General features: G+C 39.9%; 18 protein-coding genes and 1 pseudogene. 10 read left to right on the top strand and 9 right to left on the bottom strand.

The window, feature by feature from the left end; genetic code table 11:
- Positions 1–170: 170 nt before the first annotated feature.
- From aqpZ to KZ793_RS05965, 5 genes and pseudogenes are all read left to right on the top strand, one after another.
- Positions 171–866: an aquaporin Z gene (aqpZ, locus tag KZ793_RS05950; protein WP_225814293.1), complete on the top strand. Its 696-nt coding sequence runs from the start codon at positions 171–173 to the stop codon at positions 864–866.
- Between the two features lie 430 nt (positions 867–1,296).
- Positions 1,297–1,380 (top strand): annotated as a pseudogene (locus tag KZ793_RS22830) (phage tail protein); the annotation flags it as partial.
- 2 nt (positions 1,381–1,382) lie between these two features.
- Positions 1,383–2,009 carry a tail fiber assembly protein gene (locus KZ793_RS05955; protein WP_225814295.1) on the top strand — a complete coding sequence of 209 codons (627 nt, stop codon included), beginning with the start codon at positions 1,383–1,385 and terminating at the stop codon, positions 2,007–2,009.
- Positions 2,010–2,423: 414 nt separating this feature from the next.
- Positions 2,424–3,728 (top strand): phage tail fiber protein, encoded by a 1,305-nt coding sequence (locus KZ793_RS05960; protein ID WP_225814297.1) that lies wholly within the window; start codon positions 2,424–2,426, stop codon positions 3,726–3,728.
- A 205-nt stretch (positions 3,729–3,933) separates the two neighbouring features.
- Positions 3,934–4,932, top strand: a complete 999-nt coding sequence (locus KZ793_RS05965) for an endonuclease (RefSeq protein ID WP_225814299.1) — start codon at positions 3,934–3,936, stop codon at positions 4,930–4,932.
- Positions 4,933–5,539: 607 nt separating this feature from the next.
- Here the strand turns inward: KZ793_RS05965 and KZ793_RS05970 are convergent.
- From KZ793_RS05970 to KZ793_RS05990, 5 genes are all read right to left on the bottom strand, one after another.
- On the bottom strand, positions 5,540–6,373 hold the full coding sequence (locus tag KZ793_RS05970) for a siderophore-interacting protein (RefSeq protein WP_225814300.1): 834 nt from the start codon (positions 6,371–6,373) through the stop codon (positions 5,540–5,542).
- A gap of 138 nt (positions 6,374–6,511) precedes the next feature.
- Positions 6,512–7,603: a histidine kinase gene (locus KZ793_RS05975; RefSeq protein WP_225814301.1), complete on the bottom strand. Its 1,092-nt coding sequence runs from the start codon at positions 7,601–7,603 to the stop codon at positions 6,512–6,514.
- A 208-nt stretch (positions 7,604–7,811) separates the two neighbouring features.
- Complete coding sequence (locus tag KZ793_RS05980) at positions 7,812–7,985, bottom strand: DUF2474 domain-containing protein (protein WP_225814302.1); 174 nt, start codon at positions 7,983–7,985, stop codon at positions 7,812–7,814.
- Positions 7,966–8,973: a cytochrome d ubiquinol oxidase subunit II gene (gene cydB, locus KZ793_RS05985; protein WP_225814303.1), complete on the bottom strand. Its 1,008-nt coding sequence runs from the start codon at positions 8,971–8,973 to the stop codon at positions 7,966–7,968. Before cydB ends, KZ793_RS05980 begins: the two co-directional genes overlap by 20 nt.
- Positions 8,963–10,300, bottom strand: coding sequence for a cytochrome ubiquinol oxidase subunit I (locus tag KZ793_RS05990; protein WP_225814304.1), 1,338 nt, complete (start codon positions 10,298–10,300; stop codon positions 8,963–8,965). Before KZ793_RS05990 ends, cydB begins: the two co-directional genes overlap by 11 nt.
- Before the next feature lie 131 nt (positions 10,301–10,431).
- Here KZ793_RS05990 and KZ793_RS05995 point away from each other — a divergent pair, with 131 nt between their 5' ends.
- A complete protein-coding gene (locus KZ793_RS05995) occupies positions 10,432–11,853 on the top strand; it encodes an aminotransferase-like domain-containing protein (protein ID WP_225814305.1) in 1,422 nt (473 codons plus the stop codon).
- Positions 11,854–12,024: 171 nt separating this feature from the next.
- Here the strand turns inward: KZ793_RS05995 and KZ793_RS06000 are convergent, their stop codons facing one another.
- Both KZ793_RS06000 and KZ793_RS06005 read right to left on the bottom strand, forming a co-directional pair.
- The gene (locus tag KZ793_RS06000; RefSeq protein ID WP_225814306.1) at positions 12,025–12,867 is read right to left on the bottom strand and encodes a hypothetical protein; all 843 of its coding nucleotides are present in this window, start codon (positions 12,865–12,867) and stop codon (positions 12,025–12,027) included.
- Between the two features lie 584 nt (positions 12,868–13,451).
- Positions 13,452–14,267 (bottom strand): hypothetical protein, encoded by an 816-nt coding sequence (locus KZ793_RS06005; RefSeq protein WP_225814308.1) that lies wholly within the window; start codon positions 14,265–14,267, stop codon positions 13,452–13,454.
- A gap of 721 nt (positions 14,268–14,988) precedes the next feature.
- Between KZ793_RS06005 and KZ793_RS06010 the strand changes: the two genes are divergently transcribed.
- Both KZ793_RS06010 and KZ793_RS06015 read left to right on the top strand, forming a co-directional pair.
- Positions 14,989–15,141: a phage tail fiber protein gene (locus tag KZ793_RS06010; RefSeq protein WP_225814310.1), complete on the top strand. Its 153-nt coding sequence runs from the start codon at positions 14,989–14,991 to the stop codon at positions 15,139–15,141.
- A gap of 392 nt (positions 15,142–15,533) precedes the next feature.
- Positions 15,534–17,270: an ABC-F family ATP-binding cassette domain-containing protein gene (locus KZ793_RS06015; RefSeq protein ID WP_225814312.1), complete on the top strand. Its 1,737-nt coding sequence runs from the start codon at positions 15,534–15,536 to the stop codon at positions 17,268–17,270.
- Between the two features lie 225 nt (positions 17,271–17,495).
- Here KZ793_RS06015 and ychF read toward each other — a convergent pair whose 3' ends face one another.
- Positions 17,496–18,587, bottom strand: a complete 1,092-nt coding sequence (ychF, locus tag KZ793_RS06020; protein ID WP_225814323.1) for a redox-regulated ATPase YchF — start codon at positions 18,585–18,587, stop codon at positions 17,496–17,498.
- Between the two features lie 134 nt (positions 18,588–18,721).
- On the bottom strand, positions 18,722–19,312 hold the full coding sequence (gene pth / locus KZ793_RS06025) for an aminoacyl-tRNA hydrolase (protein ID WP_225814324.1): 591 nt from the start codon (positions 19,310–19,312) through the stop codon (positions 18,722–18,724).
- 365 nt (positions 19,313–19,677) lie between these two features.
- On the opposite strand from pth, the gene KZ793_RS06030 reads away from it, so the two are divergent.
- Positions 19,678–21,360 carry a phage tail protein gene (locus KZ793_RS06030; protein WP_225814325.1) on the top strand — a complete coding sequence of 561 codons (1,683 nt, stop codon included), beginning with the start codon at positions 19,678–19,680 and terminating at the stop codon, positions 21,358–21,360.
- A gap of 328 nt (positions 21,361–21,688) precedes the next feature.
- On the top strand, positions 21,689–23,841 hold a 2,153-nt coding region (locus tag KZ793_RS06035), incomplete at its 3' end, for an inverse autotransporter beta domain-containing protein (protein WP_225814326.1).

A 23,841-nucleotide genomic window follows, 5' to 3' on the forward strand; every position in this document is an offset into this window, starting at 1 on the left:
CACGGGATAGATGATGCATTAAATCCCGGTTTAAAGTGAGTATCAGGCAAAGATGCTACAAAAATCAGTTGGTTATGCGGTTATAGTAAAAATAAGCATGATTTTAATTTATTGGCTATAGTTAATTTCAGCAAGGTAACTCGTTTTGAATAACTGGATGAGGACAAAACATGTTAAGAAAATTAGCAGCTGAATTACTTGGAACTTTTGTTCTGGTTTTTGGGGGATGTGGTAGTGTTGTATTCTCTGCGGCATTTCCTGAATTAGGGATTGGTTTTGTTGGTGTATCTTTGGCATTTGGTTTAACAGTATTGACGATGATATATGCTGTTGGGCATATTTCTGGCGGGCATTTTAATCCTGCTGTAACAATTGGTCTTTGGGCTGGTGGTCGTTTCAGGGCAGTAGAAGTTATTCCTTATATTATTTCTCAAGTTATAGGTGGTATTCTTGCTGCGGCGGTACTGTATGTTATTGCCAGTGGGCAGGCGGGTTTTGATGCGACCACGAGTGGCTTTGCATCAAATGGTTTTGGTGAGCATTCACCGGGTGGATTTTCACTTCAATCAGCTATTGTGGCTGAAATTGTTTTAACGGCTATTTTCTTAATTGTCATTATTGGTGTGACAGATAGACGAGCACCTGCGGGTTTTGCACCATTAGCAATCGGTTTGGCGCTGGTTTTAATTAATTTGATTAGCATTCCTATTACCAACACGTCAGTCAATCCGGCACGAAGTACGGCTGTTGCGATATTCCAGAATACCTGGGCTTTAGAGCAATTATGGTTTTTCTGGGTGATGCCAATTATTGGTGGGATTGTTGGCGGGGGAATTTACAGGTTATTGTTCGCTGAAAAACAATGATTTTTACTGGTGAGTTACCTTGCTTAAGGCCACGCTATAGTGTGGTCTTTTTTGTCGCTGTTATTTTTTCATTTGTTTTAATAAAGATGGGAAACATTATCATGAAAATTTTCAGCTATAAATAGTAAAGATAAGGTAACGGATGGTAAATGCAAATAATTTGGATGTGTTTTATTGCGATGAATTTGATTTTTTATTACTGCTAATTATACAAAAATAATTAACCTCATAAGTTATAAAATAAATCCCATTATTCTATTATTAAACTAGACTATAATCTTCTCCGATTGAGAGAGGCTATCTGTACGAAAACTTAATATATTGATTACTGAGCGATATTATTGAATTTAAGAGGGATATATGAGTCAACGAAATGATTTCAAAGCCTTTTTATAATTCTGTGGCTCAGGATCGATTTAGTCTACTAGGAATTGATGTTTCTCGCACTGTACCTACTGCGAATGAAAATCGTCCCCGCAATATCGCATTTAACTACATCGTAAAGGCAGAATAATAATGACACAAGAAAATATCTTAGATACTGAAACCGCTATATTAGGTGAAGACGGATTAGCAATTCAAGCCGGCTGGATAAAGGTTTATCATGCTAATGCCTATTCGAGAGAATTCTCTGGTTCTGATTTCGAATATGTGGCGGAAGGCGTAGGTTTGTCAGCGCACTCTTATTTAGACGCGCCAGACTTGCCCGATTCTGATGATATGGCGGTGCGTCGCAGTGAGGACGGAAGTTATTGGGAAATGGTTCCTGACCACCGTGGAAAAATAGCTTACAACAAGCAAGCGGGTGCACAGGAAGAAGTGGCTGCACTGGGTGAATTACCAGAAACATTAACATTCGAGCAACCGTCCACCGATTTTGATCAATGGGATGGTGAAAAATGGGTAACGGACTTTGAAGCTCAAAAAGCCGGTCAAATTGAACAGGCAGAACAACAACGTGCTATTTTTCGTCGACAAGCCGATGAAGCCATCACTGTATTGCAATATGCGGTTGAAACTGAAATGGCATCGGAAGCTGAAAAAACTTTATTGCTAGATTGGAAAAAATATTTGGTATTACTGCGTCGGGTTGATATTTCATCGGCACCAGACATTAATTGGCCTGAAAAGCCGCAAGAATAATACCATTAAAGTTTTATAATTCTTAAATATTAACGAAGCGCTGGTTTTTAATCAGTGCTTTGATTGGAAAAAATTCGTATAAAAGTTCATATAAAAATAAACTCTGATTCGTAAAGTTGATTTGGTTATCGACTTTAAATTTATTTTTGCTAAAAGTGGAGGGCGGTCAGTAAGGATATTTTTATTGTTTTTCAGAATTAGACTATACCTAATAGATTTCGAGTTGCAGCGAGGCGGCAAGTGAACGAATCCCCAGGAGCATAGATAACTATGTGACTGGGGTGAGTGAAAGCAGCCAACAAAGCAGCAGCTTGAAAGATGAAGGGTATATAACTGATGTAAATTATGGGGAATTATTTCTAATAATTCGACTTATTGACTGTAAATGAACGTTATTCAATTTGGGGAAGGTATATGAGTAAAAATGATTTTAAAGCTTTTTCTATTAATAGTAATGCTAATGTAGTAAGTCAAGAAAGATATGAAGAGAGTAGGGATTTGCTGAGTGGGTTTCCACCAAATGATGTTCCCACTCATGTGTTAAACAAAGTATTACGCCAATCGTCAACCATAGCCTCTGTCGTGGCTAATTTTATTGCGACACAATCTGGTAATGATGTTTTGGATGATGGTGATATAGCTAAACTTACTGCGAAATTAAATAAGGCATTAGAAAAGAAAATCATAACAGGAATTCCCAATGCCTCATTAACGCAAAAGGGCATTATTCAATTGACCAATAAGATGGGTAATAATGACACACTAGCCGTAACGCAGAAGCTGGCTCAGGAAATAGTCAATTCGTTGCATGAAAATATTAATGCCAGAGTACTCAATAGCCGGAAAATAAACGGTAAGGCGTTGACTGGGGATATCAATTTGACTGCGGCGGATGTGGGCGCAGTATCAACTAATGATGCAATGCATTCAATGGGTTTTGCTCGTTTGTCTGGATCGGAAAATCTATACAATGGTTGTGCTGGATTTGTACCGAAAGCGCCGTTCCTTACTAAATATGGATTGCCACCTAATTATTTTGGAGTTCAGTTAAGATTTAGCAATGTAAATGGCCTATCAAGTGAAGGAGTGGATGGTGTATGGAGTCACCGACTCGTTTTTTTACATCAAGGCGATACATACCGTACAGATCATATAAACGTAGGTTATAAAATTACCCGTAAGTTTTGGGACGATAAGAACGCTAAACCAGACACCAACGGATACCTCAAGAAAGCCTCTCCGGTAATAGAAATCTCCCCTGATGGCACATTCTCGACTAATAAAGAATCAGAGGGTGCTGAAGTGACAAAAGAAGGGACCGGTATATATCGTATATTAAATATCTTGGGTTATAACGCTGATGGTGCTTGGGGTGTGCATGGGGGAATTTCTGTTCCCTGCGACAACAATAATCTCGAACTGATTTTTGTTGATGATCAGGTTCAACCTGACGGCTCTATTGTCATTAAGACTTTCCATCGCCAACATGTGCATTTACCTGAGAGATTCCAAAATTGGCGACTCAAATCTATAGATGACAATGGCAACAAGATTTTCTATCAAGATGGGGAATCCTGTGATATTCCCGATTCTTGCCGTTTAGATATTCGGGTCCAAATGCCAGAAGATTCACACTGGAACTTGAATCGAAAGAAGTTACAGAAAGAAATGGAACAGGAAGAAATGGAAAATACCAGCGCTTTTGGTAATAAATTGTAATAACACGGGGCCGTATATCGGCCCTGTAACTTATTGGAATAACTACCCTCTTGTGATATCTCAACCTGTTTATTGAGTAGCCTTTCTTTTTAAACGAGATGCTAAGAAGAAATGCAAAGAAATAATGTTTGTCTTATAGGTCGATTATGAGGCAACATAAAAGGTTAAAATCAGAATGATATTTTTATATAAGTAGGGTTTATCATTGAAACGTAAAGTTATTTTTTGGGCAATTCATATTGGGTGTTTCAGTTTAATTGCTCCTTTATCTTCTTTTGCCGCCCCGGCTACCTTTGAACAAGCTAAAGTTGAATTGCGTAAACGTATTTATCATGATCAATTTAAGTCAGAGACTGGGACATTTTATTGTGGTTGTCATTGGCAATGGACAGGTAAGAGCGGTGGACGCGTAATCCTTTCTTCCTGTGGTTATCAAGTCAGGTCACAACAGAGTCGTGCTGAACGAATTGAATGGGAACATATTGTTACTGCTTGGGTTTTTGGTCATCAGCGGCAATGTTGGCAAAATGGAGGGAGGAAGAATTGTGTCTCTGCCGATCCTGTTTTCAGGACAATGGAATCCGATATGCATAATTTGGCTCCATCAATTGGAGAGGTTAATGGCGATCGTAGTAATTTCAGTTATGGAATGTTACCGAAAAATATGCCGAATGATTATGGTCGTTGTACCAGTAAAGCCGATTTTAAATCTCGAACGTTTGAACCTAGAAATGAAGTAAAAGGGCAGGTCGCTCGGATTAATTTCTATATGCATGATCGTTACAATCTTTCCATGTCCCGCCAACAACAGCAATTATTTATCGCTTGGGATCGTCAATATCCACCGAATAAATGGGAACGGGAAAGAGATAATCGAATTGCCGGCATTATGGGGCATCACAATCCTTTTGTGACGGGTGAGCAGAAATGGCAATTGTGGCATAAAAACTCCGCCTCTGGCATTCCAAAAAGCGAGCAAAGAAAAGGGCAGAGAAATAGCCAAACTGATACCCAGAGACAACGGGTGTTATCTGAAGCCTCCTCTACAGGATTAATTAAAGGGAATAACAACAGCAAAATCTATCATTTTTCTCATTGTTCAGGTTATAAGATGATTCAGGAGAAGAATGCGGTCTATTTTAAAACAGAAATTGAAGCAAAAAATGCGGGTTTTCGATTGGCTGGAAACTGTAAGGGTACTTAACAAAACAGATAATTAACTATTTACTCTGTTGTCATTAGTAATCATATTGTTGCCATTCGGTGGAGAAGGGAAGTTGTCATTATACTGTCATAATAATTCGTTAGTTTTTACTAAATAGAAATAATGGTGAATAACGTTAATGATTGATATCCGATGATATGCGAACCAGTGGGAATATCAGGGTCATTAATATATGTGGCGGTTCCACCACCGTTTTTCCATGGGGCTAAATAAGCGGAAAGGAGGCGCCTATCTATTTGAAATAACGTATACCCTATGGATTTCAAGGTGCATCGCTCCCTTGCCGTCGCGATGCAACTCGAAATCTATTAGGTATATACTGCCCATGTGATGGAACTTAAATTAGGATTATTAAATCATCAGAAAATAGCAAGGAAAATTTTCATTTTTTTAATTTACGAAGAAATAAATTTGTAAGAAAGTGTTACAAACTCAATAGGGATTAAGTTATCGTCAATCTCATTTCTTCGATTTTAAAAACCTCGTTTTAAGTGATCTGGCTGATAATATTAGTATCGCTGATTCCCTCATCCTCTGATTTCAATAGGAGGAGAGGGGATCAAACGAGTATAAATATGTAAGGCTGTTAATCGGCGCTATCCATCACTTCGTGACGCAGGACATGAGAACCTTCCTCATCAAAGCCATGTATCCAGTAGGGGATGGCATATAGCTGGTGACGTTCATAGCCTTTTTCTCGGCGAATATAGCGACGAAGTTCTTTTACCAGCTTATCTTCACCGGCAAGCCAGAAAGTGACATCTTCTGTTGGTAATGACCAGGATTTAAATTCAGATACGATTTTGTCAGTTATTTCAACATCACCGGTGATCCAGTGAACCGCTATTCCAGCCGGTTTTTTTAATTCCTGAATATCTTGCTCATTTTCGATACGAATAATCACTTGCCCGGTCGCATCTGGTTTTATTGTTTCCAATAGCGCGGCAATAGCCGGTAGGGAGCTTGGGTCGCCGGCCATATAATAATGGCTGACTTTTGGCAATAATGGATCTGGGCCGCCGGGGTTAGTGATGCCGATCCAGTCACCAATTTGGGCTCTATAAGCAAATTCTACCGCAGGGCCGCCATTGTGGTGTAGCGCAAACTCAATATCGATCTCTTTTTGTTCGGTGCGGATGGCCCGAACGGAGTAAGTGCGAGTCATTGGACGCAGTTCACTCGGCGGCCATATTGGGCCTTCTGGGGATAAAGTAGGTAATACGGGTTTGGTCTGCCCCGGAAGCGGTAAGAATATCTTTAAGTGCCCGCCTTCACATTCAGTGGGATAACTATCCAGGCACTCGCTGGTGAAAGTAATGCTGCGCATATTAGGTGTCACGTCGAAAATGTTTTTCACCTGCACCAGTCTAGGTGGTGCAGGCCGGTAAATATTTTTTTCTTCAATTGTTCTATTGGTCATGTAAAATTCCTCTGGAAAATTTACCGAAGGTTATTATCTGATAAAGCCAAATTTAGTGTAACAGCAATTAACGCAAATGCTAATTATTATCATTCAACAAATTGCGCTGCCGTCGATAATGGGATTTATCCGCCTTTTTCAATCCACTGAAAATTGAATTTCTACTTCTGTACCACCATGTTTACGGTTTTTTATCTGTAATTGTCCACCTAGGATAGAAACTCTGTCTTGCATAATAACCAGCCCAAATTTGTTTTTATTAGCGGAGTCCAGATTGATACCCTGACCGTTATCACTGACAACCGTAATGATTTTGTCATCGATAGGATAAATACGGATACTGATCCAATTGGCATTGGCATGCTTATAACAGTTGTTCAAACATTCCCTAATGATTTGTATCAAATGTTTGCTGTAACTGTCAGGAATGTGCTGATGATGTGTCAGGCGGTAATTGAATTCAATGTTAAAGCCTAGACGGTGGTTGAATTCATTAATCAAGGTCTGTAAAGATTCTTGTAGATTACATTGAGGTTGTTCATTCCTAAAAGTTGCCAGTAATTCTCTGAGCTGGCGATAGGCAATATTCAACTCATCTTTAATCATATTCAGCGAGGTTAAGCTTTGCTTGGGTAAATTATCACTGCCGATATATAGGCAATTAACTTGAATCTTAAGGAAAGAGAGGGATTGGGCAATGGAATCGTGGAGTTCACGGGAAATAGAGGCTCTTTCTGCGGCCAACATACTCTGGTGTTGGCATTGGAGCTGATTTTCCCGTAATAGTTTATTTGTCATTAAAGTCACCACATCCTGGACCAGGCTTTTTTCATCAGGAGTGAGATCACTATTTCTGTGTGTTTTTATCCAGAGTGTCCCATAGCTATCAATATTATCATCTAGATTCCATCTCATAATCAGCGGCATATCGAAATAGGGACATTGGTGGGGATTGCGGAAGAAATATTCTTGTTGTGATGGATAAAAGATGATTTTGGCTTCACAGAAAGGGATCAGGCGATTGAGGTGGGAAAAAATCTCCTGAAGCTTTTCAGGTAGCAGCTTACAATTTTGTAGTTTGAAATGGCTTTGACAGAGGCAATCCAAATAGCTATTTTTTTGTTTCAGTGCGTTAATTTCTGCTTTGTATCTTGCATGTTGCCATTCTTTGACAGGAGCAGAGTTATGTACCACTTTTATCAGGAAGTAGATATTTGTAATGCTTAACATTATCAATAACGGTAAAATCAAATCTGGAATAGACGGTTTATTAATCAATAACAGTATAAAAAGTAAAAATAAATTTATAATAGAGTTGATTACAAACAGTTTTTGGTTTTTGAAGATGGTGTTATTTGAACTTGTTTTCATCAGGTTAAGATTCCGTTCTGCAATACTGATGAAAACTTTAGCTCAATTTGTTAAATAGTGTTAATAATTACTTCAATTTCATACCTGCCGCTGTCATCAGAAGGCGAAATAGCGTGGAAACAGCAAAAAGAGCCATCACACTGCATAACCAGATCATTGCCATCCAGCCTATCCGTTTCCATACAGAAGGGGGTGGGATGTTTTGATCAGTGGTAGCTTGATTAGTGGTAGCCTTGTTCATGGTTAACTTTCCCCCGAAAAACGTAGTAGCTCCAATAGGTGTAAACCAGGATCACTGGGATGATAAGTAGGGCGCCGACCAGCATAAAACCTAAACTTTGCTGTGGTGCCGCCGCCGCTTCGTAGCTGATGGTCGGTGGGATCAAGTTAGGCCAGATACTGATACCTAACCCACTGTAGCCAAGGAAAACCAACAATAGTGCTACCAGAAACGGTGTATAATGGGCTTTACGTTTGATGGAATGTAGGAGTTTCCAGCCAGACCAGACCACCAACAGTGGCACAGGCAGGAAGAACAATAGGTTAGGTAAGCTAAACCAACGTTCAGCTATTGTCGGATGAATGAATGGTGTCCATAAACTGATAATGGCGATAACTGTCAGCATCAGAAAAGTGAGCGGACGGGCGACACGGTACATCTCTTGTTGTAGGTGCCCTTCGGTTTTCATAATTAGCCAGCCACAGCCTAACAATGCGTAAGCAATTACCAGCCCAAAACCACAAAATAGGGGGAAGGGTGAGAACCAATCAAAATAGCTGCCGGCGTAAGCGCGGTTTTCCACCGGGAACCCCTGAATAAAGGCGCCCACCACCACGCCTTGAACAAACGTCGCCGTCACAGAGCCGCTGATAAAAGCTTTGTCCCAGATATGACGATGCTCAGGCGCGCATTTGAAACGAAATTCAAAGGCGACACCACGGAAGATCAGGCCAAATAACATTAATGTCAGAGGGATCGTTAATGCATCAAGGATAACGGCATAAGCCAAAGGAAAAGCACCGAATAAACCTGCGCCTCCAAGCACCAACCAGGTTTCGTTACCATCCCACACCGGCGCAACACTGTTCATCATTAAATCACGGTCCTTATCGCTTTTAACCGTGGGATAGAGCAGCCCAATCCCAAGATCAAAACCATCCATGACAATGTACATCATGATGCTGAACACAATGATAATGAACCAGATTAACGGCAGATCAATACCCATTTTTTAGCTCCTTTTTAGGACCTTTGCGGATAAGTTTCATCATATAGGCGTAACCCACACCGAATACCGAGCTGTAAACCGCGATAAAAAGCAACAAACTGATGCTCATATGTATTTCACCGTGTGCGGATACTGCATCTTTGGTGCGCAACAGGCCATAAACTACCCACGGTTGACGGCCTATTTCGGTGGTAAACCAACCGGCAAGAATGGCGATCAGGCCGGAAGGTGCCATCAAGAAGATGAAACGCAGGAAGGTTTTTGACTGATAAAGTCGTCTCTTATAGCGCAGCCAAAGCCCCCAAAAGCCGGCAACTATCATCAACATACCGAGGCCGACCATCACTCTAAATGACCAGAAAACCATAAGCGCATTTGGTCTGTCTTCCGGTGGAAACTCCTTCAGCGCTGGAACCTGTTTATCTATACTGTGAGTTAAGATTAGACTGGCGAGATAAGGAATTTCGACGGCATAACGCGTCTCTTCCCGTTCCATATCCGGAATACCAAACAGGATCAGCGGCGTTGCTTCGCCGGGAAGATTTTCCCAGTGGCCTTCCATTGCGGCGACTTTAGCGGGTTGATGCTCAAGGGTGTTAAGACCGTGAGCATCACCAATCAGTGCCTGCAAAGGCGCAATAATTAGGATCATCCACATCGACATGGATAGCATTTTTTTCATTGCTGTCGAGTCATTGCCTTTTAATAAATGCCATGCCGCTGAAGCTGCAACAAAGAACGCTGAGGCGAGAAAGGCCGCAGTAGACATATGAGCCAGGCGATATGGAAAGGAGGGATTAAAGATCACTGCCAGCCAGTCGACGGGGACGACCTGATTATTGATAATTTCGTGGCCTTGCGGGGTTTGCATCCAGCTATTGGAGGCCAATATCCAAAAAGTGGATATCAGAGTACCTAGCGCAACCATAACGGTAGCGAAGAAATGTAATTTTTCACCTACACGATCCCAGCCAAATAACATAACGCCGAGAAAGCCCGCTTCAAGAAAGAACGCGGTCAGTACTTCGTAAGTCAGTAATGGGCCGGTGATCGAACCAGCAAAATCAGAGAAAAAACTCCAGTTGGTGCCGAATTGGTAAGCCATAACCAGACCGGAAACCACGCCCATACCGAAGTTAACAGCAAAAATTTTCGACCAGAAATGATATAGCACTTTGTAATCAGTATTACGCGTTTTTAGCCATAACCCTTCCAGTACCGCTAAAAAACTTGCCAGTCCGATGGTAATCGCCGGAAAGATAATGTGAAAGGAGACGGTAAACGCGAACTGAATTCTGGCCAGTTCCAGGGCACTTAAACCAAACATAGTGACCTCTTATTTTTAGTTTGAATAAAGGCAGGAAATGTATGCAGATAAGTAAAACATGAAAAAAAACACTATAATAGTGACAATTTTCTGTATATTGACTATAACAGTTTGCGAGGAGGTCTGAATTGATGAAACGTTATGAACAATTTGCCAAGCAAATTCTTCAACATATCGAAGACGGTACCTGGCTGGTGGGAGATAGATTACCTTCACTGAGGGAATCAGTGAAATTATCGGGTTTGAGTTTGATGACCGTTGTTCAATCATATCAATTATTAGAGAGTCAGGGATGGATCATTTCCCGGCCTCAATCGGGTTATTACGTCGCTAAACGTTTGCAACCCTTTGCCGCGGCAAAAGGGGGAAAGAGATTACATTTAAGTGAAAGCGTGGAAATAAGCGCTTCTATTTTTGATGTATTACAGGCGTGCAAAGATCCTGCGATTATTCCATTTGGTTCAGCATTTCCAGACCCTTACTTATTGATTCAACCTAAACTTTCCAAAGCGTTAGCGGCCGCTGCCAGGCGAATAGCACCACATAGTGCTTTAGCCAATTTACCGCCGGGGAATGATAAGTTACGGCGTAACATATCGCGCCGTTATGCAATGCATGGTATTCATGTCTCTCCTGATGAAATTGTCATCACCGCGGGTGCGATGGAATCACTAAGTTTCAGTTTACAATCGGTGACTGAGCCGGGGGATTGGGTCGTGATTGAATCACCGGCTTTTTACGGTGCCTTACAGGCCATTGAACGTTTACGCTTGAAAGCGGTAGCCATCAAAACTGATCCACAAAACGGTATTGATTTGGATGCGCTGGAGGAGGTGATTCAGAAATACCCAATAAAAGCCTGTTGGTTAATGACTCACTTTCAGAACCCGCTTGGGGGAACGATGTCTGCTGAAAGTAAATTACGGCTGGTGAATATCCTGAACAGTAACCAAGTGGTGCTGATTGAAGATGATGTTTATGGTGAACTCTATTTCGATCAACAGCGGCCCGTACCGGCGAAAGGGTTGGACCGTGAAAACAACTTTATGCATTGCTCCTCGTTTTCTAAATGTCTGGCGCCGGGATTCCGGGTAGGTTGGGTTGCAGCAGGAAAACATGCCAAGAAAATCCAACAGTTACAAATGATGAGCACCGTTTCTGCCAGCATGCCGACGCAATTGGCGATTGCTGATTATCTTGCGGAAGGGGGATATGACAACCACTTACGTCGTCTTCGTCGCACATTGGAACAACGTCAGCACCTGATGTTACGAGCAATTGGTGGCTATATGCCCGCGTCAGTCAAAGTGAATCGCCCTAAAGGTGGCTATTTCCTCTGGTTGGAATTTGAACCTCTGTTCAGTGCACAGCGGCTTTATCAGCTAGCATTGGCAGAAGGGATCAGCATTGCACCTGGCAGTATGTTTTGTACCAGCGAGCAGTTTAACCATGCTTTTCGTCTGAATGCCTCTTTTGATTGGAATCAGGAAATGGAACGTGCTATGCAGACTTTAGGCAATATTTGCCATACATTATTGGCTGAAATAGGCTGATATTAATCCCAATTAAGGAGAGTTTCATGGAGAAAGCAACAAGATACCCGTCATCTTTCAAGTTGCCTCTTTGTTGGCTGCACTCACTCACCCCGGTCACATAGTTCTCTATGCTCCCGGGGATTCGCTCCCTTGCCGTCGTGATGCATCTTGAAATCTATAAGGTATACATTATTCTATACAAAGCGCTCTTACGTTACTTCCTTGTTTTCTCCGGGTGGTCATACTGTTAATCCAATCTTCTAATGATACCTTCTGTGCTTGCTCGAATGCAGTTCTTACATTTACCCATGATTCGTACCTCAGATTATATTCTGCTTGTGGCAGGAGGTAACTAGATTTGAATTCGATCATGCCTTTATCATTGGCGGAAGCGACGATTGAAAACTCAGACCAATACAAGAAGAATGACACACCGCCTCTTGGTGATGTAGCAAGAACACTTTGTACGAAATTGGATTGAGTTTGCCTTCTACCTGCATAAGATAATGCAGCGATAGCCAGTTGCCTCAGCGGGATTTTCATCTGCTCTTTCTCCTGATTAGATAATCCTAAGAAGTTTTCCAGGAAAGAGTTGATCAAAACATCTGCATTATGGCTTTTTTGAATAACATATTGTGTGCTTGCTGACAGCAAAGAAAGGAATGGAACGCCAGATAATTCTGCTGTAAATGAGAAGAAATTCTTTTTATTACCTTGGCCTAGAGGATCTAAAGGATTATAGCCTGAGACCGCACGGCACATATTAATAACAGTTTGCAAGCCTTCGGTAATACTTAGTGGATTTTTAGATGATGAGGAAGAGTCTTTTGCAAGCTGTGTATAATTTCCTGTGGCTGCGCCATTAGCTGGACTCTGTACATCAGAAGAATCTACAACATCAGGATAATCCATAATAATATTGTCTGAGCGCTCCCAATCTTTAAGGAGCCTTGTTCCTCCTTTTTCCATATGTTCTATCCATTCTTGGGCTTTATTAACTGCGTAATCAGGATTATTTAAGATATTTTCCATGATTTTTATCCTTAATAGATTTATTAAGTTAGGTATTGAATGTTAGGGTACTGTTGAAAATAGGGAACAATGTTGAATCCTATTTTTAACAGTGAGATAAATCGATAATCATGTATTTAATATTACTGTTTTTATCTCGGTAATATTTCCAGAGTAAAATATGTTTTTATTTTCTGTAAATTATTCTTTATGTAATTGAATTTTCTGTTTTAAATTTTTGTTAATGAGTTTTAAGTAATTGATAAATGTATTTTTTGTGCGAACTAAGTATATCCATAAATAGATATTTTTCACTATCAAATATTAATGGTATGTAATTTAACTTATTCCTAACGGATAAATGGTTGTCCATGTGATATTTTCATATTAGTATTAAAATACTGTTTGTGAAAATTATCGATTAAAAATTCTCATTTTGAGATAATTCATTTTTATATATTATGATAGTATATTCCATTATTTATATTATATGCGTCTATTTTTCTGTAACTTAATGGTTTTATTGAGTCACCACGATTGAAATTGGTGTTTAAAATAATATCAACATGTATTGGTAATAATATTGTTGATATAAATCAATTAATCTACTTATAGAGGGCTTTCATTTTGGTTGTCATACAATCAATTAAATATTCTATGGTTATCTTATCTTCTTTCTCGAATACAGATTTTGCTATTTCCCACATTTTCTGACTGAGATTATACTCTGCCTGGCAAAGATTATAATGAGAAGTGAATTTAATAGTACCCTTATTATCTACTTTCTTTATTGTCAGCACAGAAGAATAGAGTAAGAGTGATACCCCATTTGGGGTTTTAGCCAGAACATATTGTACCAGGTTAGATTTTTTTTCTTTTTGATCGGCATATGATAAGGCGGTATTAATCAACGCTTTCAAATAAGTTTTAATTGTGATTTTATCCTGGGGAGATAGTCCTCTAAAGGATTCGACAAAAGAATCGATCAAGACATTGGTATCATGACTTTGTTGAGTAATCGTACTTGTGTCTTTCCGTAGTAAAGAGAGAAAGGGAACTTTCGCTATTTCTGTTGTGAATGCAATGAATTTCTGCGCATTGCCATCACCTTCTGGTTCCAATGGGTCATAGCCTGATGCTACTCGACATAAATTGATGATAGTTTGTAGACCTTCAGTGACGCTGACTGGGTATTTATTTGATGTGGCAGATTTCTTGGCGAATATTGTGTATCCATTTGTTGCTGCTATACTGGCTGGGCTTTGTATATCAGAAGGATTCTCAATCTCAGAGAAATGAGTAAAAATGTTATCTGAATGTTGCTGCGTATTAGAATATTTTTCTCTTCTGTGTTTAATGTATTCTATCCACTCTTGAACATCTTTAATTTTATGATCAGAATTTGTGAATATATCTTTCATGGCTGTTTTCCTTTATGAATTTATTAGATAAATAATTGATTTTTATACTCAATATGAGTTAAATATTCATAAACTATAATTTATTTTATATTAATAAAATATGGTTTTATTTATGTAATAAACATATGTTCCTGAAAGCCGAGAATATCTTAATCAATAGGTAAAAATATATATCTAATTTCTTAATAATAGTATAAAAATGTAGTATGTAAAGTCCATTGCAATAAAATTTGTGTTTTGGGTTTTTTATTGAATAATCTTGCATTATATTATTCGGCTGTTTATTTTTTTATTTCCTAATAATGCATTTTATTATTAATTATTTGTCGATTTGTTTTGGTTGATATTTATTGAAAATTAATGATTACAAATAAAAATTACGATCAATTATATTAACTTCTTGGTTGAAATATTTTTATTGGGTGGTTTGTCTTATTTTTTATGGGAGAGCAAATATTATTGTAAATATTTTCGAGATGAAATGGATGGGAAAGAATTATTTTCATATATTGGATGTAAATGGTTTTAATTTATGTCTGGTTTTAGGAAATTTAATTTTTATTGCTATCAATGATAAAAATAGTGGGCAATTTAAGTTGTAAGAATATTCCATTATTGTTTTTCTAAGCTAGACTATGATTGAAGTGAACTATGGAGAATGATTTTTACAGTAGTTCAATATGTTTTTTATAAAATAATATTATTTTATTTTGGAGGGTGTATGAGTCCAAGAAATGATTTTAAATCTTTTTCTATTAGTTATATTAATAGTGACGGAAAAGTCGTTTATTACAATGATGGCGAGCTATGCGATATCCCCGATGGACGAGTAATTAATGTTCGAGTGCAACTGCCAGAAAAACCACAAGAATAATACAATTTGGAACAATTAGTTCTTTGTGATTTGTTGTTGAATAATATGTAAATTGCAATTTATGGTCAGACTTATTAATAGTTTAGGAAACAAAAAATCCGCGTAATTACGCGGATTTGAAAAGTTTTAATTATTGTTTGCTTATAAACAGACAGCTTTGTTACGATAACAGTCCCGTTCAACTTGGAAAAATAAGGAGGCTAATTATGATGTTGTGTGATGTGATCGAATATTCACACTTCTTTGGTAATCGCCAGAGCTCAGGCTTTCACAGTATTACACTGCGATAATCCCGCCTGAGCGAAGCTATCCAAAAAATCCCTTCCTCAGCTTACTGGGTTGTCGCTTCCGACTTAACCCGGGCGTTTTTATGCCTGAAAAATGAGTAAGCCATGAGCACATTATTATCTGTAAAATCAATTTCTTACGAAACATCAACTACCATATTGCTGAATGATATCTTTTTCACTGTTCGGGCTGGTGATCGTATTGGTCTGATTGGTCATAACGGCAGTGGAAAAAGTACGCTATTAAAATTATTGACGGCACAGCGACTTCCCAGCGGTGGCACTATTCATTATGCCAGCCATTGTGTGACTGCCTATATCGAGCAGCATTTACCGGAAGACGTGGAAAATCAGCCATTGATTGATGCGGTTTTACAAAAATTACCTGCTGATGAACGTGTGACAGAACGCTGGCGTGCGGAAGTTCTTCTGACACAGCTAGGTTTTGCTGAAACCTTGTGGGCACAGCCTGCTAGTCAGCTCAGCGGTGGGCAACACACACGTTTGCTATTAGGCAGGGCATTAATACAGGAGCCTGACCTGTTATTACTGGATGAGCCAAGTAACCATCTGGATTTACCTACCCTATGGTGGTTGGGCAATTTTCTTCAATCCTGGAAAGGTAGTTTTATTCTGGTTTCCCACGATCAGGCTCTGCTCGATAAGGTCACCAATTGCACATGGATATTGCGCGACAAGACCCTCTATTTTTATCGTTTACCCTGCTCCAAGGCCCGTCAAGCAGTCGCAGAAAAAGATATGAGTGATGAACATCGCCATCAGTTTGAACAGAAAGAGATTGATCGCATCACGTCCAGTGCCAAACGTCTTGCAATCTGGGGACACATTTATGATAACGAAGATCTGGCACGCAAAGCGAAACAGATGGAAAAACACATTGAGCGCCTGAAAGATGCGCAGACAGTGTTGACGGAAGGTTACCAGTGGCAGTTGACATTAACCGGACAGCCTATTCAGGCTGATCGCGTTCTTGAACTTGACTATGCCACCGTAACAATACAGGACGGCCTGATGCCACTGTTTACCACTGGTTTTCATCAGGTAAAGAGTGGTGATCACATTGCTATCATCGGCGCCAATGGTTGTGGTAAATCAACCTTATTGCGACTGTTGTGGCAACGTTATCTCTCAGAGATGCGCCACAGTCCCGAGATAAAGTTCCATCCGGCCATTACGGCAGGTTATTACGATCAGAAGTTACACCAATTGCATGATAACGACAGTTTGACAGATGCGTTACGGCCATTTGCACCACTGACAGACGAACAGCGCAAGATGGCTCTGATTGGCGCCGGTTTTGCTTACTCGCGCCATCAGCAGAAAGTGGCTACCCTCAGTGGTGGTGAACGTTCAAGGTTGCTGTTTGTAGGGCTGAGTCTGGCGAAATATGAATTGATCATACTGGATGAGCCGACTAATCACTTGGATATTGAAGGTAAAGAAGCGTTGTGTGAACAAATTGCGACATTTGGTGGTGCATTACTTGTTGTTAGCCATGATCGCTGGTTGATCGAAAATAGCTGTCAGCGTTTTTGGTTTATCAATAACAACCAGTTGGAAGAGTATTACGATGTTGAGGCTATTTATCAGCAAATTGAACAGATAAGTCAGCAGCAAAGTAAACATAAGGAATACAGCCACATTGCTGACGACAGGTTACAACCCTCCTTATTGCTGGAAGAGCAATTACTGGAGCGCCTGTTTCATCTTGAAGAAAAACTGGAAGTTGATAGGAAACGTAAGATCGCTCACCAGAAACCTCACCTTCAACAGCAGTGGATAGAGGAGATAGAAAAAATACAGGCTCAGTTGAACCTGTAGTTCGTTGCCCGTAACAGGCGCATTTAGCCCTGAGAATGACCATAATACCGCAGTGATGCCTGACCTTTCTGTAAGGCTCGCATCACTTTAATGTCTTTCAAACAAACCCCGTTATTTTAAACGAGGTTTGTCAGCGGTCTGAAAAATCCACGCAACCGCGTGGATTTAATGGATTTCTCAGACTCAATGAAACATCCTGAGATGCCCTGAGACAACAGAAACGATTTAGACATTAAATAAGAAATTCATCACATCGCCATCTTTAACGATATAGTCTTTGCCTTCTGAACGCATCTTGCCGGCCTCTTTTGCCCCTTGTTCACCTTTGTAAGTGATGAAATCTTCAAAAGAGATGGTTTGTGCGCGGATAAAACCTTTTTCGAAATCAGTATGGATCTTACCGGCAGCTTGTGGTGCGGTTGCGCCAACTGGAATGGTCCATGCCCGGACCTCTTTTACGCCGGCAGTGAAGTAAGTTTGCAAATTCAATAACTGATAGCCAGCGCGAATAACGCGATTTAAGCCGGGCTCTTCCAGCCCAAGTTCAGCCATAAACTCTTCGCGTTCATCATCTTCCAGCTCTGCGATATCCGCTTCTACCGCCGCACAAACCGGTACCACCACTGAACCCTCTTTTTCTGCGATCGCACGAACCGCATCCAGATGTGGGTTGTTTTCGAAACCCTCTTCGTTGACGTTAGCGATGTACATGGTGGGTTTCAGCGTCAGGAAACTCAAGTAGCGGATAGCCGCTTTCTCTTCGGTACTGAGATCCAACGCCCGCAACATACCCGCTTGTTCCAGATGAGGCAGACATTTTTCCAGTACTGCCAGTTCTGCTTTGGCATCTTTATCGCCACCTTTGGCTTTTTTCTGGATACGATGAATGGCTCGTTCGCAGGTGTCCAAGTCGGAAAGGGCGAGTTCGATATTGATGATCTCAATATCAGCGGCAGGGTCAACTTGGCCGGAAACGTGAATGATATTGTCATTGACAAAGCAGCGCACAACATGGCCGATAGCTTCTGTTTCACGAATGTTAGTCAAAAACTGGTTGCCCAAGCCTTCACCTTTTGATGCCCCTTTTACCAGACCAGCAATATCGACGAATTCCATTGTGGTAGGCAAAATACGTTGCGGTTTCACAATTTCAGCCAGTTGTTCAAGCCGTGGATCTGGCATAGGGACTACACCAGTATTGGGTTCAATGGTGCAGAACGGGAAGTTTGCTGCTTCGATACCTGCTTTAGTCAGCGCATTGAATAATGTTGATTTTCCGACGTTAGGCAGGCCAACGATACCGCATTTGAATCCCATGATTTTCACCTTAATGTACTTATAAATCAAAAGGCTGTGTTAGCCTGTTCGATGAGTCAAAAAAATTGGCGCCATTATACACGGAATGGCAGGCTATCACGATCTTACAGACAAGATTTATCGATTCCATGTCATCAAACGCTGGCTTTGAAGCTATGTAAACGGTTGATCGCTTTATCCATATTTTGTTTCATCAGGATATCAGTACAACGCAGTGCTTCATCAATTGCATCATCAATCAGCTTTTGTTCACTGGCTGGCGGTTTGCCTAGCACAAAGCCCACAACTTTATTTTTGTCGCCGGGATGGCCGATACCAATGCGTAAGCGGTGAAAATTAGGGTTATTGCCAAATTTGTTCTGAATATCTTTCAAGCCATTATGACCGCCATGACTGCCACCCAACTTCATTTTTGCCACCCCTGGCGGTAAATCGAGTTCATCATGAGCCACCAGAATTTCATCCGGCTGGATACGGTAAAAAGAGGCGAGGGCAGCGACAGATTTACCACTGAGATTCATAAATGTCGTTGGGACTAACAGACGAATATCATGACCACACATATTAATCCGGGCAGTGTAACCGAAAAATTTACTCTCTTCTTTCAGTGATTGATTGTGGCTCCGAGCGAGTAGATCAACATACCAGGCTCCGGCATTGTGTCTGGTTTGGGCATATTCAGCACCGGGATTAGCCAGACCGACGATTAATTTTATGTTACTCACTATTTTTCTTCACTTTTGGCAATAAAACAAAAAGAGGAATAGTTTACCTGTCGGGGGCTGCAAGTACAAAGTTCAGTTTGAAAGTCAGGAAATATTGTTACGAGAATTTTCGAGAGAAAATTGGAAGGAGAAAAGTTATTTACAGATATTCAGCACAAATAGTTTTGATATCTGTCTGGTTTGAAAATATTTAATCTTTTATTATTGTCAGTGGTACAAAAATAGTTAACTACTTAAGTCATAAGAAAGTTTTATTATTGTTTTTCCGAGATAAACTATAATTGAAATAAATTATGTGGAACGATTTTTACGATAATTCAATATGTTGATTATAAAGTAATGTTTTTTTAATTTGAGGAGGATATATGAGTCAAAAAAATGATTTTAAAGCTTTTTCTATTAGTAATAATGCCAATGTAGTGAGTCAAGAGGGATATGAAGAAAGCCGGAGTTTAAAAACTGGGTTTCCACCCGAGAATATTACTACGCATTTGCTCAATAAGGTATTACGTCAATCGTCGACAATAACATCTGTTGTGGCTAATTTTATCGCGACATATTCTGGCGATGATGTTCTGGATGATGGGGATATAGCTAAACTTATTGTCCAATTAAATAGAGCGCTGGAACAAAAAATTGCAATAGAAGTACCAAGTGCTTCATTAACACAAAAAGGTGTTACTCAGCTCACAGATAAAACCGGTAACAGTAATACCCTTGCGGTAACACAGAAGCTTGTTTCTGATGTAAATGATAATGCTAATAACCGATTGGCAAAAAATCAAAATGGCGCAGACATTCCTGATAAAAACGCGTTTGTGAAAAACCTCGGCTTATCGGAAACAGTGGAATTGGCGAAAAATGCGGTATCGGCCAATGGTGGAAATTATCCACAGTATTTTAGGTTTAAACAGGTTGAAACACTGCCTACTGAACGTAATGCGACTATGTTAGTTTCTTTGCAGGGTGCTAAACCGACAAGTGAGATAGTTGGGTTTACGCTTTACAATTGGTATGACAATTATATTAAAACAGGTATTGTGCGTGGCGGTAGCGTCGATACCTACGGATATACGATAGATATTAATGGCAAACGAGTTTTTTCTGTTTCTCCCGCAGGGCAAATTGAAGCCGCGTCAGCGAATATAAAGGGGAACGCGGGCGTTTTTAATATAACCCATGATACGGGTAAACATGCATATTTTCAGTTTATTGAGGGAGCAAAAAGAACGGCTTACGTTGGATTTCCAAGTGACGGCTCACCAGATTTTGATATTTGTAACGAAAAAAAATCTGGCAAACTCTCAATTGGCGGAGAATTGGTTGCATATTTTAATAACAATCGGGTTTTCTCTGTTTCTCCTGAGGGTAGGATTGATGCTGGATCGGCAAATTTAAAGGGGGCCGGAGGCGTTTTTAATATAATATATGACACGGATAGACACGCATATTTCCAGTTTGTTGAGGGAGGAAAAAGAACCGCCTACATTGGGGTTCCTGGTGACGGGTCATCGGATTTTGATATTTGCAATGAAAAAAAATATGGCAGGCTGACAGTTGGCGAGAAGTTGAGATATAACGGTAATCCTATTGCAGTTTTTAATGATAATTGCATCACCGATACTAACGGCAATCTCAAAGTATCCAGCCCGGTAGTGAGTATTTATCCAGACGGAACTTATGAGCTAACTCGTGAAGCGGAAGGTATAACTGTCGAGCGGATAGAAACAGGGAAATATCGCATCAGCGGTTGCCACGGTTTCGCTAAAGATGGGGCATGGGGAATTCATGGTGGTACTATCGTCCCGGCAGATAGCAACGGGTTAAATTTGATTTGGGTTTGTGAATCAGTAGATCCATCTAGCGGCGATATCACCATCGAATGCTATCATCGTCAAAATAAAGATGCGCCGATATTTGCGCAAAATAAGCGCGTCAAAAGCGTTAATAGTGATGGGGAAGTCATTTATTATAGTGATGGTGAGCTATGTGATATCCCCGATGGGCGAGTGATTAATATTCGAGTTCAACTGCCGGAAAAACTATAATAACCATAATAACTGAATGCGAACTCAGTAATCACAAATAAACAGCAAACCCGTTGGAATACTTGTACAACGGGTTTGTTGCTTATATTTTGATGAAAATTGTATAAATACTTAATACTGAGTTAGGAAAGGATTTACGACGATTTTTGTTTTTCTGAGTGATTACTAATGGTTATCGATTGATAATTTATTTTCATTATACAAAGTCATGAAAAATAATTTATTGTGCTCAGTAGCTATAAACTCAATATATACCTAATAGATTTCGAGTTGCAGCGAGGCGGCAAGTGAACGAATCCCCAGGAGCATAGATAACGATGTGACTGGGGTGAGTGAAAGCAGCCAACAAAGCAGCAGCTTGAAAGATGAAGGGTATAACGGCAATAACTTTATGGTATTACTGATGAGCATAAATCGTACTTTTCGTAATGTAATAAATTGTAAGATAAATAAGTGTGTGCTAATCGTCTGTTTTCTATTTGCAGCGTTTATGCTACTAAAAAGTTATCCTGCTTTATCTGAATCAGGGAAGTTTCTGGTTGGTGTTGAAAATTGCCAGGAATACCCAGAAGCAGTTATCAAGCATGATATTGATAGCAAAAAACAGATAACCAGACAGGCTAGCAAGAAATTACACGAGAACGTTACTTATAAAGAGAAAAAGCGATCAGGCCAGAGGCGGTGTGGTGATTTTTTATCAAAGAAAAGTTCGGTAGAAAAAAACGATAGCGGTGAAAAACCCAAAATACCCCAGTTATATGAAAATAGTCATAAAGATGATAATCAAAATACGCCTCCTTTAATCCTATCTCGTGGCACAGAACTCCTGGGGTTATTAAATTCAGATCCAAAAAAATTAGCCCAGGATTATATTGTCAACAAATTAAATAGTCAGATAACAAATAACACTCAGAAATGGTTATCACAGTTTGGTACAGCCAAAATTAATCTAAATGTTGATCATCGTGGGCACCTGGATGAAAGTTCTGTAGACTTACTGGTTCCTTTCTATGATGATAAAGATCATTGGCTTGTTTATACTCAATATGGATACCGTCATAAAGATAGCCGTGACACCGTGAATTTAGGCGTTGGAACCCGTTTATTCATAAATGACTGGATGTATGGGGCGAACACTTTTTACGATAATGATTTAACCGGTAATAATAGCCGATTTGGTCTGGGTGGTGAACTGTGGACTAACTACCTAAAAATGTCTGCTAATGCATATTTTCGCCTGAGTAATTGGCATAACTCCCGTGATTTAATCAATTATTATGAGCGCCCTGCAAATGGTTATGACCTTATTGCCGACATGTATTTACCTTCGATGCCGTCACTCGGCGCTAAAATAAAATATGAACAATATTTTGGTGATAATGTTGCATTATTCGGAACTAACAATAGACAAAAAGATCCATATGCAGCAACTATTGGGGTAAATTATACGCCAATTCCACTGATTACAGCAGGAATTGACTATAAATTGGGGAAAGAGGGAAAAAGTGATGGTATATTTTCATTCAATGTGAATTACCGATTTGGTATTCCATTATCAGAACAACTTTCACCGGAAAATGTTTCTTCACTACGAAGTTTGGCAGGAAGTCGTTACGACTTAGTTGAAAGAAATAATAATATTATTTTGAATTACCTGAAAAAACAGCAACATTTTAGATTATTGGTTCCTGTAATAGAAATTGGTGGTTACGGTGGTGAAGTTAAACCAATACAAATTCAATCTGATACTCCATTCAAAAATGTGACTTGGGATATACCTGAATTATTCCAGAAGAATGGCGGGATGATAAATATAGAAAGTACTCATGGTTATACCATTCAGTTACCGGAATATCAGCCTGATGGAAAAAATGACTATACTATAACAGGTACAAGTAAAGATGATCAGCTGAGGGTGCAAATACAAGCTCATGTATTACAACGTAATATCTCTTTGAATGTTAATGCAACCGATCCTTTAATTGCTGATGGCAATGCGAAATATGTCTATACAGCTACTTTGTTTGGCGCTGACAAAAAAACGCCGATAGAAAATGCTAAATTGGTTTGGGATACGGATAAAAAAGATCCGGGATTGAAATTAAAACCTGATTCAGAAGCAACAGATAAAAATGGGCAACAGACTGCGACATTAACCAGTACAACACCATTATCCGATATACAAGTCAGTGTCAGTATTAATGGCGAACGTGTTACTACGGATAAAAAAGTCAGCTTTACTGAGTCCAGCAGCAGCTATCGAGTCAGCCGCGTGACGGTGGATGTGGATAAAGACAAGAAGCGCTACAACAACGGTGCCGACAGTTATACCTTCACGGCGACAGTGGTGGATGGGCACGGCAATCTGGTGATGGGTCAACCGATCGACATTGACTGGCAGACAAATCCAACGGTTGACGGACTAAAACTGACGAAACAGAACAACTCGGTGAGTAACGCGCAGGGGCAGGTGACCGCGAC

The sequence above is a fragment of the Photorhabdus antumapuensis genome, assembly GCF_020387775.1.
In the GTDB taxonomy this organism is placed as follows: Bacteria; Pseudomonadota; Gammaproteobacteria; order Enterobacterales; family Enterobacteriaceae; genus Photorhabdus; species Photorhabdus antumapuensis.